General features: G+C 72.9%; 8 protein-coding genes and 1 pseudogene. 6 read left to right on the top strand and 3 right to left on the bottom strand.

Annotated elements, in window-relative coordinates:
* Positions 1–30: 30 nt before the first annotated feature.
* A complete protein-coding gene (locus JOF43_RS00435; RefSeq protein ID WP_209897778.1) occupies positions 31–747 on the bottom strand; it encodes a hypothetical protein in 717 nt (238 codons plus the stop codon).
* A 249-nt stretch (positions 748–996) separates the two neighbouring features.
* On the bottom strand, positions 997–2,487 hold the full coding sequence (locus JOF43_RS00430) for a dihydrolipoyl dehydrogenase family protein (protein WP_209897776.1): 1,491 nt from the start codon (positions 2,485–2,487) through the stop codon (positions 997–999).
* 228 nt (positions 2,488–2,715) lie between these two features.
* Here JOF43_RS00430 and JOF43_RS00425 point away from each other — a divergent pair, with 228 nt between their 5' ends.
* The 3 genes from JOF43_RS00425 (at position 2,716) to JOF43_RS00415 (ending at position 7,018) form a co-directional block, all read left to right on the top strand.
* Entirely contained in the window at positions 2,716–3,852 is a 1,137-nt protein-coding gene (locus JOF43_RS00425) for an ROK family transcriptional regulator (protein WP_209897775.1), read from the top strand.
* A 68-nt stretch (positions 3,853–3,920) separates the two neighbouring features.
* Positions 3,921–5,438: a sugar porter family MFS transporter gene (locus JOF43_RS00420; RefSeq protein WP_209897773.1), complete on the top strand. Its 1,518-nt coding sequence runs from the start codon at positions 3,921–3,923 to the stop codon at positions 5,436–5,438.
* Positions 5,439–5,467: 29 nt separating this feature from the next.
* On the top strand, positions 5,468–7,018 hold the full coding sequence (locus JOF43_RS00415) for a sulfatase family protein (protein WP_209897771.1): 1,551 nt from the start codon (positions 5,468–5,470) through the stop codon (positions 7,016–7,018).
* Positions 7,019–7,189: 171 nt separating this feature from the next.
* On the opposite strand, the gene JOF43_RS22400 is transcribed toward JOF43_RS00415, so the two are convergent.
* Positions 7,190–7,336 (bottom strand): hypothetical protein, encoded by a 147-nt coding sequence (locus JOF43_RS22400; protein WP_245353969.1) that lies wholly within the window; start codon positions 7,334–7,336, stop codon positions 7,190–7,192.
* On the opposite strand from JOF43_RS22400, the pseudogene JOF43_RS23240 reads away from it, so the two are divergent.
* The 3 genes and pseudogenes from JOF43_RS23240 to JOF43_RS00400 form a co-directional block, all read left to right on the top strand.
* Positions 7,268–7,432 (top strand): annotated as a pseudogene (locus JOF43_RS23240) (aldolase/citrate lyase family protein); the annotation flags it as partial. The gene JOF43_RS22400 and the pseudogene JOF43_RS23240 overlap by 69 nt on opposite strands.
* A 324-nt stretch (positions 7,433–7,756) precedes the next feature.
* Positions 7,757–8,935, top strand: a complete 1,179-nt coding sequence (locus JOF43_RS00405) for an exonuclease SbcCD subunit D (protein ID WP_209897769.1) — start codon at positions 7,757–7,759, stop codon at positions 8,933–8,935.
* Entirely contained in the window at positions 8,932–12,111 is a 3,180-nt protein-coding gene (locus JOF43_RS00400) for an AAA family ATPase (protein ID WP_209897768.1), read from the top strand. The genes JOF43_RS00405 and JOF43_RS00400 overlap by 4 nt, the downstream gene beginning before the upstream one ends.
* Positions 12,112–12,129: the final 18 nt, after the last annotated feature.

Here is a 12,129-nt window from a genome sequence, read left to right as displayed (position 1 = left end):
TTCCCCGTGGTCACGAGGTCCCGCGCCTGCTCAGGCGAAGGACGTCCAGGTGGTGTCGGCGTCGATCAGCCAGTGATTGCGCAAGGTCAGCGCGCGCTCGAGGCCCGCGACGATGCCTGCCCCCAGCAGAGCCGTGTTCGCCCAGACCGGCAGGCTGATCGGTGAGGTGAAGGTGCCCACGTGCTCGGCGACGATGTCGACCTGGGTGATCAGCTCCGCGGCCTGGGGGACCATCAGCACGAGGCCCACCAGCAGGATGACCACCGCGAGCGCTCCGATCGCCCGGCTGACCCGCGGGAACCGTCGGCCGAACCGGGCTCGCAGACCCTCCAGCGAGCGAGGGTACGGGCGCAGCATCCGGGTCGGACCGTCCTCGGGGACGTAGTGCATGCGGGAGAGCCCGTACGTCCCCATCTTCACCTCGATCACGCCGCCCGAGACCGCGAAGGCCACCGGCGGGTCCGCGACCTTCTCCTGGAGTCCGTCCCGGTACAGCGCCACCGGCGGGGGTGGAGGCCCCTCCTGTTCCGTGTCGGTCCAGGTCTCGTCGCTGTCGCGGTCCTCGAGGTCGTCCGCGAAGTAGTGCACGTCCACGGTGCAGACCTCGGTGCCCCCGGCGGCGTCGTCGAGCTCGAGCGTGAACAGGGTGCGATGGAAGATCTGCCAGAGCTGATAGTCCGGCAGCGCGCTGCCGTCGCCCGGTGCGGCATTGCGCAGGTGGCGTCGGCGTCGGTGCGAGTCGAACACTGATCCTCCCGGGCCGCTGGAGCGGGCGCCGGCGGGCGCCTCGCATTCCATTGCACCCGATCGCCGGACCCATGACCAGTGCGACTGCGGGATCTCCTCCGAAGGTAGTACCGGACGCCGGACGCCGGACGCCGGACGCCGGACGCCGGACGCCGGACGCCGGACGCCGGACGCCGGACGCCGGACGCCGGACGCCGGACCCCGGGCCCCGGAGACCGGGCACCGGCTCTCCGGTCGGCGAGCAGCCGGTCAGGCGGTGCGCAGCTCCCGCGGCAGCTCCTCGAGCAGCCGCAACCACAGCTCGGAGGACGTCGGGTAGCTCGGCACCGCATGTCGCAGCACGCTCACGGGCACCTGCCCGGTGATCGCGATGGTGGCGGCATGGATCAGCTCGGAGGCCTCGGGGCCGACGAACGTGGCTCCGACCAGGGTCTTCGTCGTCGTGTCGACCACCAGCTGGGCGGTGCCGGTCACGTCGTCGCGCAGCAGGGCGGAGCCGGCCGCGCCCCCGAAGGGGACCTGTGTCGTGACCACCTCGTGCCCGGCCGTGCGCGCGGCCGCCTCGGTGAGGCCGACGGAGGTGACCTGGGGATCGGTGAACACCACCTGGGGAACCGGTACGGTCTCGGGCACGGGCTCCAGCGGCTCCCCGGTGACGCCGGCGCGGATGGCCTGCCCGATCACCCGGGCGCGGTACTTGCCCCAGTGCGTCAGCGGTGCCTCCCCGCTCGCGTCGCCCACCGCCTGCAGCCAGTCCGGCAGCGGCGAGCCGGTCGCCTCGGGGGTGGTGGGGCCCGTCGCGCCGATGACGTCCTCGGAGGTCAGCCCGATCGTCCCGAGCCCGACATCCTTCAATGCGGGCCGGCGCCCGGTGGCGGCCAGCAGCTCGTCGGCGCCGACCTCGCGTCGGCCCTGCGCGTCCTCCACCTGGAGCGTCACGCGCCCGCCGTGGATCCTGCCGAGCCCGGTGTCGCGGGCGTCGGTGCGCTCGCCGTCGACCACGGAGGTGCCGAGCTCGACGCGCACGCCGAGAGCCTCGAGCGCCTCGCGCACGTGCTCACCGGCGAAGGGCTCGTAGCCCGTCAGCAGTCCGTCCCCCCGCACCAGCAGCGTCACCTGCGCGCCGAGGGCGGCCAGCCAGGTCGCGGCCTCCACGGCGACCACGCCGCCGCCGACGATCGCCAGCTGCTCGGGGACCTCTCGCACCCCGGTCGCATCGCGCGAGATCCAGGGGGTGAAGGGCTGCAGCGGCTCGGGGATCACGGCCTGCGAGCCGGTGGCCAGCACGACCGCGCGCCGGGCCCGCACGCGCGTCGGCCCCGCGCCGTCGGGGGATTCGACGAGCACTTCCCGTTCCCCGGCGATCCGGCCGTGGCCGCGCACCACCTGCAGGCCCGCGCCCTCTGCCCACTGCACCTGCCCGGAGTCGTCGTAGTGGGAGACCCAGGCATCGCGCCGGGCCAGCAGCTCCTCGCGCCGGACCTCGGGGGTGGTGATCCCCGGCAGATGGGCGGCGGCGTCGGCCACGGACAGCGGGCGCAGCAGCGCCTTCGAGGGCATGCATGCGTAATAGGAGCACTCTCCGCCGAGCAGCTCGCCCTCGACGAGCACGGCGGTCATCTCGGTGCCTTCGATCGCGTACTGGGCGACGTTCTCGCCGACGGGACCGCCGCCGAGGACGACGACGTCGGCGGTGATGTCGGGGGCTGAGGTCGGGGTGGACTGCGCATCAGGAGCCATGTAGGCACGCTACGCCTGCCGGGGCGCGGCGTCACGGGTGCGGTCGGTGCTGGTGACGGGCCCGTCCGGGTGGGCCGCCCGGCGCCGGGAGCGCGAGGACGGCTGCACCGGAGGTGTGCCTCCCGCTGCAGCGACCGAGCATCACCGCCACCTGTGATGTGCGTCACATCCGCGCGCTAATTCTGCACCCGCCACCCGGAAGAAATCGCGCCCTCTAGCGTGGGCGCCATGTCCACGACGGGGTCTCATCAGGCTCCCGCCTCTGCACGCGAGAGGGAGGTCATCGAGGCCTTCCGTGCAGGCGGGGTGCTGACCCGCGCCCGGATCGCCGAGACGACGGGGCTGGGACGCTCCACCGTCTCCGCCGTCCTGACCCGCCTGACGGACGAGGGCGCGATCGCGGTGGTCGGGCACGACGAGCAGGACGGCCGCGGCCGCCCCACCGAGCGCCTCGCAGTCGATCCCGACGCCGTGCGCGCGATCGGCATCGACCTCGCCCACGGCGCGGTCCGCGTGGTCACCCTGAACATCCTCGGCGAGACGCTCGCGCAGGAGGAGCGCGCACACGAGGACGCCCTCGGCGGCGGCCCCCGGCACCGGATCGTGCACGAGCTGCTCGACGGGCTCGACCTCCCGGAGCGCACCCCCGCCCTGCGCGGCATCGGCCTGGGCGTCTCCGGTCCGATCTCCCTCACGCGTCCGGAGCGGGCCCCCTGGCGCGCCCTCGTCGCCGACCTCACCGCGCGTCACGGCTTTCCCGTCCAGGTGGACAACACCACGCGCTTCGCCGCGTTCGCGGAGCACCTGGCGAGCGCGGAGGACGGGCGCACTACCCTGCACGTGCGCTGCTATCAGGGCGTCGGAGGGGCTGTCGTCCGGGAGGGCGCTCTCGACCTCGGAGCGACCGGCATGGCCGGGGAGGTGGGCCACCTCCCGGTCGAGGAGCCCGGCATGACCTGCCGCTGCGGACGATCCGGCTGTCTGGAGACGGTCGCCTCCACCCCTGCCGTGCTCGCCGCCCTGAGGACCCACGGGATCGTGCTGCGCTCCCCGTCAGAGCTGCCCGGGGCGCTCGTTGCCCACCCGAAGGCGCTGCGGCCCGTCCTCGATCGCGTGGCACGGTCGATCGCGCGCGCCCTCGTCCTCACCACCACGCTGGTGGACCCCGACGAAGTCATCCTCACCGGTGACCTCTTCGACACCGACGACCATCTGCTCGACGCCGTCCGCCCCCTCGTCGCCGAGGGGGTGGGGGAGCGATTCCCGCTGGTGCCGCTCGCCCGCGGCCGCCTCGACGCCTTCGCCGGCGCCGTCGGCGCCGCCCTCGTCGTGCTCTCCCCGCGAGGTCGCGCCACACAGGGATGACTCCCCGCGCCCGACCGCCTCCGGCAGCCGCCCCGACGCCCCTGTCGACCAGGAAAGGACCTGTTCGCATGACCCGTCCGACCCCCGCTTCCGCCGCCTCCTCGCCCACCGCGGCGAGCCCCACCGTCCCCCGCGCCGCACGTCGCCGCGCACTGGGCGCCGCACTGGCCGCGTCCATCTCCGGTCTCATGTTCGGCTGGGACGCGATGGCGCTGAACGTCGTCAAGAACGCACTGGCCTTCCACACCGGCGCGAGCACCGGCCTGCTCGGCTTCGCCGTGGCCTTCGGCGTCCTCAGCGCCGTGCTCGGGGCGTTCCTCGCCGGGCGCCTCTCCGACCGGGTCGGCCGCCGGGCGATCATGGTGATCGCCGCGATCCTGTTCATCGTCTCCTCCGTCGGCACCGCCTTCGTCGGCAGTTCGATGGCGATGTTCCTGTTCTGGCGCCTCTTCTCCGGGATGGCGATGGGTGCGGCGATGACCATCGCCCCCGCCTACGTCTCCGAGACCTCGCCCGCCTCGATGCGCGGCATGCTCGTCTCCCTGCGCCAGTTCATGCTGATCATCGGGCTGTTCGTCTGCGGCCTGCTGGGAGACGCGATGCTCGGGGCCGCTCCGGCCCCGACCGGGGACGCGCCGCTGTCGACCTCCCACCTGGGGATCGCGGGCCTCGACCTCGAGGTGTGGCAGTGGGCCTTCCTCTCGGTCGCCGTCGGCGGCGTGATCTACCTGGTCGCCTCGCTCGTGACACCCGAGTCGCCACGCTTCCTCATCTCCCGCGGCCGCCTCGAGGAGGCCCGCGCGGTGCTCGTGCGCACCGTGGGTGAGCAGGGCGTCGATCAGCGCGTCGAGGAGATCAGGTTCTCGCTGGGCGATCACGGCGGCGGCGGATTCCGCTCTCTGCTCACCCCGAGCGGATCGAACCTGCAGCGCATCGTGTGGGTCGGCATCGGCCTGGCCGCCCTGCAGCAGCTGGTCGGGATCAACGCGATCTTCTACTACGCGACCACGATCTTCTCCACCATCGGCTTCGACGAGCAGGATGCCCTCCAGCAGACCCTCGTCCTGACGGGCGTGAAGATCGCAGCGATCATCGTCGGCATGCTGCTGGTGGACCGGATCGGGCGGCGCCCGCTGCTGCTGTGGGGCTCGGTCGCGATGTTCGCGGCCCTCGTGGTCACGGCGATCGTGATGCTCACCGCCCCGCAGGTCGCCCAGGACGGCGGCGGTCTCGCCCCCGACCTCGCCTCGAATCCGATTCGCGGGGTGCTGGCCCTGGTGGCGCTGTGCCTGTACGTGTTCGCCTATGCGGGCACCTGGGGACCGATCATGTGGGTGCTGATCGGCGAGATGTTCCCCAACCGTCTCCGGGGCGCCGCGACCTCCGTCGCCGGCGGGGTGGAGTGGGCCTCGAACTTCGCCGTCACCCTGACCTTCCCGGTGCTCGCCGCCTGGTCCATCGGCACCACCTACGCCCTCTACGCCGCCGTCGCCCTCGTCTCGATCGTGTTCGTGCTGAAGTTCGTCCCCGAGACCAAGAACCTCGAGCTCGAGCAGATGGACCAGCTCGCCACCTCCCGCTCCTGACCCGCCGCCCCGACCGGAAAGGCCCCCGCATGTCCACCACCCCCTCCGCACCCGTCGCCGCCACCACCGGCTCCGCCGCACCCGAACCGCAGGGTCGCCGCAGCATCCTCATGCTCATGACCGACCAGCATCGGGTCGACACCATGGGCTGCTACGGCAACACGATCTGCCGCACCCCGACGCTCGACGCGCTCGCCGCGAGCGGGACCCGTTTCGACAACTGGTTCACGCCGACGGCGATCTGCACCCCGGCTCGCGCCTCCCTCTTCACCGGCGCCGCCCCCTTCCGTCACAAGCTGCTGGCCAACCACGAGCGCAACGTCGGCTACATCGAGGACCTCCCCGAGGACCAGTGGACGGTGCCCGAGGCGCTGCGCGAGCACGGCTACGAGTGCGGACTCGTGGGCAAGTGGCACGTGGGCGAGGAGCGGACCGCCGCCGACTTCGGCTTCGAGGCGGAGCACTACCCGGGCTGGCACAACACTGTTGACCATCCCGACTACCTCGCGTGGCTCGAGGAGCACGGTCATCCGCCCTACGCGATCAGCGATCGCATCCGCGGCACCTTCCCCAACGGGGAGGTCTCCAACCTGCTGGCCGCGCGACTGCACCAGCCGCTGGAGGCGACCTTCGAGCACTACCTCGCCGACCGCACCATCGAGATGCTCACCCGCTACGCCGAGGGCGCCCGCACCGGCGAGACCCCCTTCTTCGTGGTCTCGAGCTTCTCCGGCCCGCACCTGCCCTACGTGATCCCCGACGAGTACTTCGACCTGTACGACCCGGCGGACGTGGAGCTGCCGCGCTCGATCGCCGAGGACTTCGCCGACAAGCCCCCGGTGCAGGAGAACTACTCCCGGCACTGGGCCTTCGACACCCTCACCGAGGAGCAGTCGCGCAAGCTCATCGCCGTGTACTGGGGCTATGTGACCATGATCGATCACGAGTTCGGGCGCATCCTGGCGGCCATGGAGGAGCTGGGCCTGGCCGACACCACCGCCGTCGCCTTCAGCTCCGACCACGGGGAGTTCACCGGCTCCCACCGGCTGCACGACAAGGGGCCGGCGATGTACGACGACATCTACCGCACCGGCGGCCTGCTGCGGGTGCCCGGGTGCCCGCCCCAGGTGCGCGAGGAGTTCGTGACGCTGCTGGACCTGCCGGCGACGTTCCTCGATCTCGCGGGGCTCGACACCTCTCCCGCGGTGGACTCGCGTTCCCTGCTGCCGATCGTGCGCGGTGAGCAGGTGGAATGGGACGACCACGTGCTGTGCGAGTTCCACGGGCACCACTTCCCGATCGCCCAGCGCATGTTGCGCGGTCGCCGCTACAAGCTGGTCGTGAACCCGGAGTCCCGCAACGAGCTCTACGACCTGGTGACCGACCCCGACGAGCTCACCAACCGCTACGACGACCCGGAGCTCGAGGGGCCGCGCGCGGAGATGCTCGCCGACCTCTACCGGCGGCTGCAGGCGCGCGGCGACAACTTCTATCACTGGATGAGCTCGATGTACGAGGTGGGTCACCTCGACCACGACCCGACCATGTCGGGCCTGGACGAGGCGACCTACCAGGGGTAGCGGGCGACGGCGGAGCGGTCGGTGGTGCGGTCGACGGTGCGGCCCCCGGCGGCGACCGGCGGTGGGCCATGGGGTCGTCGATGACGCTTGGCTGACTGCCCGCCGCTGCCCCGGCCAGCACCTTGACCTCGAAGAACGTGCCCGGACTGGCGATCGGGGAGCCACCGGCGGTCAGGTTCGACCGCGCTCGAGGGCGTCGGCGACGAGGGAGCGGGCGTTGTCGACCGCCGCGTCCTGGCGGTAATCGGGATCGACGGGATCTTCGTCGGGCCCTCCGACCTCGCCGCCTCGATGGGCCTGCTCGGCCGGCAGTCCCATCCGGACGTGGTCGCGGGTGTGCGCCGCGCGATCGACGCGGCGGCTGCAGCGGGACTGCCCGTCGGCGTGAACGCCTTCGATCCCGAGGTGGCGCGCGGCTACGCGGCCGACGGAGTGGACTTCCTGCTCGTCGGGGCCGACGTCGCGCTGCTCGCCCGCGGTTCGAAGGAGCTGGCGGCAAAGTGGGTTCCCGCCGAGTTATGCACCGCCCCGACCGGTGTGGGGTCCTGCACCGGTCGTGCGGCCGGCAAAAGTCGATCAGGGTTGGGCCCGGTCGGGCGGGGGCTGCCTAACCTGAGCGGCGTGCTGGGCCAGGTGACTTGGGCCGGAACAGGACAGCGCGGGACGTGTCGCGTCGCGTTGCGTGTCGTGCCGGGTCGGCGTGCTCATCCGTCGGCCGCCGCTCGTAGGCTCGGGCCCATGAGAATTCTGCACACCTCGGACTGGCACCTGGGGCGCACTCTGCACAAGGTCGACCTGCACGAGCACCAGGCCGCCTTCCTCGACTGGCTCGTCGACCTGGTGACCGAGAAGAGTGTCGACGTCGTCGTGATCCCCGGCGACGTGTACGACCGCGCCGTGCCCGCCGTCTCGAGCGTGACGCTGCTGGACGATGCTCTCGCGCGTCTCGCCGACACGGGTGCCACCGTGGTGCTGACCTCCGGCAACCACGACTCCGCCGAGCGGCTCGGCTTCGGCCGCGCCCTCATGCGCGCCGGCATCCATCTGCTCACCGACGTGCCCGGCATCGAGCACCCGGTCAGCGTGCAGGACGCCCACGGCGAGGTGTTGTTCTTCGGCCTGCCCTACCTCGAGCCCGACCGCGCCCGCACGGAGCTCGCGGCCGACGGCGCCGAGCCGCTCGCCCGCAGCCACGAGGCCGTCACCCGTGCCGCCCTGGACCGCGTGCGCGAGCGGGCCGCGGCGCATCCGGGCGCCCGTACCGTCGTGCTCGCCCACACCTTCGTCACCGGGGGAGAGGCCAGCGATTCCGAGCGGGACCTGTCCGTCGGCGGCGTCGACTCGGTGCCTGCGGGCGTGCTCGGTGGCATCGACTACCTCGCCCTCGGCCACCTTCACGGGTGCCAGGACCTCACCGGCACCGTCGGCGCCCCCGCCTGGTACTCCGGTTCGCCGCTCGCCTTCTCCTTCTCCGAGCGCCGGCACCGCAAGTCCGTACTGCTCGTCGACCTCGGTGCCCGCGGGGAGGAGGACGGCGCCGTCGCGGTGAGCGTCGAGCGGATCGAGACCCCGATCCCGAGACCCCTGACCGAGCTGCGCGGCACCCTCGAGGAGATCCTCGCCCAGCAGGATCTGCACGGCACCGATTGGGTCAAGGCCGTCGTCACCGACACCGCCCGGCCCGCGCACCTGCAGGAACAGCTGCGGGAAGCCTTCGAACACCTGCTGGTCACCGAGTACGAGCCCGAGGGTCGCATCGCGCGGGAGCACTCCCCGGTGGTGCGTCGCGAGCAGAACCCGCTGGAGGTGATGGACGAGTTCCTCGCCGCGGCCACCGGCGCCGACCCCACCTCCGCCGAGCATCAGGTCCTCGAGCAGGCCTACACGCAGGCGCGCGGAAAGCGGGAGGCCTCGTGAGGCTCCATCACCTGCGCCTGACCGGCATCGGCCCCTTCGCCGGCACCGTGGACATCGACCTCGCGGCTCTCGGGGCCAGCGGCATGTTCCTGCTCGAGGGGCCGACGGGGTCGGGCAAGTCCACGATCCTCGACGCGATCGTCTACGCCCTGTACGGCCACGTCGCCGGCAGCGCCACCAGCGGCGACCGCATCCGCTCCCAGTTCGCTCCACCCACCGCGGCGAGCGTCGTCGACCTCGTGTTCGAGACCGGCTCCGGCATCTACCGCGTGCGCCGCCAGCCGCCCTTCGATCGGGCGAAGAAGCGCGGCACGGGGACCACCCCGGAACAGGCAAAGGCCGTGCTGTGGCGGATCGGCTCCCCGCAGCTGATCCCCGCCGTGGTCGCGGACACCGCGGGCGGCGGCGCCGACGTCGAAGCGCTCGCGACCCGCATCGACGAGGTGGGTCGCGAGATCCAGCGCGCTGTCGGGCTGACCCGGGAGCAGTTCACCCAGACCGTCCTGCTGCCGCAGAACGAGTTCGCCCGCTTCCTGCGCGCCGGCACGGGGGAGCGCCAGCAGGTGCTGCAGCGCGTGTTCGGCACCGAGATCTACGCCGACGTCGAGAAGCAGCTCGAGGAGATGCGCAAGGCGGCGAAGCGGCAGGTCGATGCCGCGACGGAGACCCTCGGGCGAGCGCTGGCCCGCTACCTCGAGGCGGCCGGGGTCGGGGAGGAGCGCGCGGCCGCGCTGCAGGAGAGCGCCGCCGCGCTGCGCCTCGAGCCACTCGCCACGCTCGCCGACGAGCACCTCGCCGGCGCCACCGCCCGCGCCACGGCGGCCACGGAGCATGCCGAGACCGCAGCCTCCGCCGAGCAGCGCGCCCGCACCGCCGCCGACGAGGCCCGAGCTGCCCGCAAGCGCCTCGACCGCCGCCGCGACCTCGACACCCTCGCCGCTCGCCTCGAGCAGGAACGGCCGACGGTCCAGAGTGCACGCACGGCCCTGCGCCGCGACGAGACGGCCCGGCCCGTCGCGGCGCTCCTGCAGCGCCGAGACACCGCCTCGACGAAGGCCGGTGACGCCATCGAACGCCTCGCCCAGCGGGCGAGCACCACCCGCACCGATCACCCCGCGCTCGTCGACCTGCTCAGGGCCGCCGCGGCCGGGACCGAGCACGAAGAGTCCGCCTCCACCGCCGACGACGCGGACGACGCCACCATGGCCGCCGCCGCCGCCGACGACGACGACGCCGCCGCGCCCGCGGCCGACGAGGCCGCCCGGCATCTGACCGAAGCAGCTGACGCGGCGACCTCCGCCGCCGGCGCACTCGCCGATCTCGTCGCCCTCGAGGACGCCCTGCCCCGCCGTGAGCAGGAGCTCACCGACCGCCGCGAGAGCCTCGCCGCTGCGGTTCGGGCCCTCGAGGCACTCGTCCAACGGGCCGCGGAGCGCCCCGCTACCCGGGAGAAGCTCGTCGAGGACCGTGAACGCCGGCGCACCGCCGCGGCCGCGCTCGGTGACGCTCGCCTCGCCCTGCGCACCGCCGAGGAGCAGCACGGCGCCGCGACCGCCGCCGTAGCCCAGCGCAAGGCCGTCGAAACGGCGAAGGCCCAGGCCGCTCGCGCCCTCGCCGCCGCACAGGAACTCGCGACGGCCGAGGCCGGGCTGCGCCACCGCCGCTTCGCCGGCATCGCCGCCGAGCTCGCCGTCGACCTCACCTCGGGCAAGGCCTGCCCCGTCTGCGGAGCGCTCGAGCATCCTCACCCGGCAGATCCCGCCGAGGACTCCGTCACCCCCGATCAGGTCGAAGCGGCCGAGACCCGTAGGAAGACGGCCGAGACCGAGCAGACCCGCGCTGATCAGGCCCACGCCCTCGCCGCGCAGGAGCTCACCCGGCTCCAGGAGGCAGCCGGGGAGCGCACCCCCGAGGACGCCCAGCAGGCGGTCACCGCGGCGAAGGATCGCGTCGCCGCCGCCCGGGACGCGGAGACGAAGGCCGGCGAACTGGACGCCAGCATCACTCGGCACGACGAGGAGACCGCACGACTGGCCACGCGCCGCGAGCAGGAGGCGCTCGCCGTCGAACGCGAACGCACCGCGATCAGCGAGCTCGAGAAGACCCTCGAGGCCGACCGCACCAAGATCATCGAGGCACGCGAGGACGACGAGAGCATCGCCGCTCGTCGCCGCGGCCACCTCGACACCGCTCGCGCCGCGACCGGCCTGCGCGAAGCACTGCGCGAACGCACCGAGGCCGAACAGCAGGCCGCAGAGCTCGCTGCCGAGGCCGAGGAGGCCCTGGCCGCCTCCGGCCTCGCCACCGACGACCAGGCCCGCGCGGCCGTCCTCGAAGATCCCGAGCGCCGCCGCCTCTCCGGTCTCGTCGAGACCCGCGCCGTCGAGGAATCCCGCCTGGCCGACGGCCTCGCCGAAGAAGGCATCACCGAGACGACCGCGACCGACGAAGCCCGCCAGGAGGCGGAGGCGGCCCTCGCCGCGACGACCGAGAAGCTCACCGCCGCCCAGAGCGCCTCCCGCGAGGCCGCCGGCATCGCCGCGCGCCTGGAGGCGGTCGCCGAACGCGGGGCCGAGGCCCGCACAGCGCTCGCCGCCGCGTCGGCCCAGGTCGAGACCGTCAGCGAAGAGGCCGGAGTCGTGGTGCGCGTGGCCGACCTCGCGACCGGACGTTCCGCCGACGGGGACCGCGTGCAGCTGTCCACCTACGTGCTGATGTGGCGACTCGACGCCGTGGTGCAGGCCGCGAACGCGCGACTGGCCCTGTTCTCGGGCTCCGACCTCGAACTGCTGCGCGACACCGGCAGTCGCGGTGCCCGCAAGACCGGCCTCGACCTGCTCGTCATGGACCGCCGCACCGACCAGGTGCGCGTTCCCGAGACGCTCTCGGGCGGCGAGACCTTCTTCGTCTCGCTCGCCCTGGCGCTCGGGCTGGCCGACATCGTCACCGGCGAGGCCGGAGGAGTGCGGATGGAGACCCTGTTCATCGACGAGGGCTTCGGCTCGCTCGACCCCGAGACCCTCGAGACGGTGGTGCGGGAGATCGGCCGGCTCGCCGAGCACGGCCGCACGATCGGAATCGTCAGCCACGTCGGGGACATGAAGGCGCAGATCGCCGAGCAGATCCACGTGCGCCGCGGCGCCGACGACCGCTCGAGCGTGACCATCACCGCGTGAACCACCGAGCCGGAGGTG

The organism is Brachybacterium sacelli (assembly GCF_017876545.1).
GTDB classification, from domain to species: Bacteria; Actinomycetota; Actinomycetes; order Actinomycetales; family Dermabacteraceae; genus Brachybacterium; species Brachybacterium sacelli.
Note: the sequence above shows the minus strand (reverse complement) of the source record. Positions and strands in the feature narration are given on the sequence as shown.

What these genes read in the sequence shown, in the direction of transcription:
- JOF43_RS00430 (WP_209897776.1), bottom strand. Translation starts at nt 2,487, where the DNA reads ATGGCTCCTGATGCGCAGTCCACCCCGACCTCAGCCCCCGACATCACC.
- JOF43_RS00425 (WP_209897775.1), top strand. Translation starts at nt 2,716, where the DNA reads ATGTCCACGACGGGGTCTCATCAGGCTCCCGCCTCTGCACGCGAGAGG.
- JOF43_RS00420 (WP_209897773.1), top strand. Translation starts at nt 3,921, where the DNA reads ATGACCCGTCCGACCCCCGCTTCCGCCGCCTCCTCGCCCACCGCGGCG.
- JOF43_RS00415 (WP_209897771.1), top strand. Translation starts at nt 5,468, where the DNA reads ATGTCCACCACCCCCTCCGCACCCGTCGCCGCCACCACCGGCTCCGCC.
- JOF43_RS22400 (WP_245353969.1), bottom strand. Translation starts at nt 7,336, where the DNA reads ATGGGACTGCCGGCCGAGCAGGCCCATCGAGGCGGCGAGGTCGGAGGG.
- JOF43_RS00405 (WP_209897769.1), top strand. Translation starts at nt 7,757, where the DNA reads ATGAGAATTCTGCACACCTCGGACTGGCACCTGGGGCGCACTCTGCAC.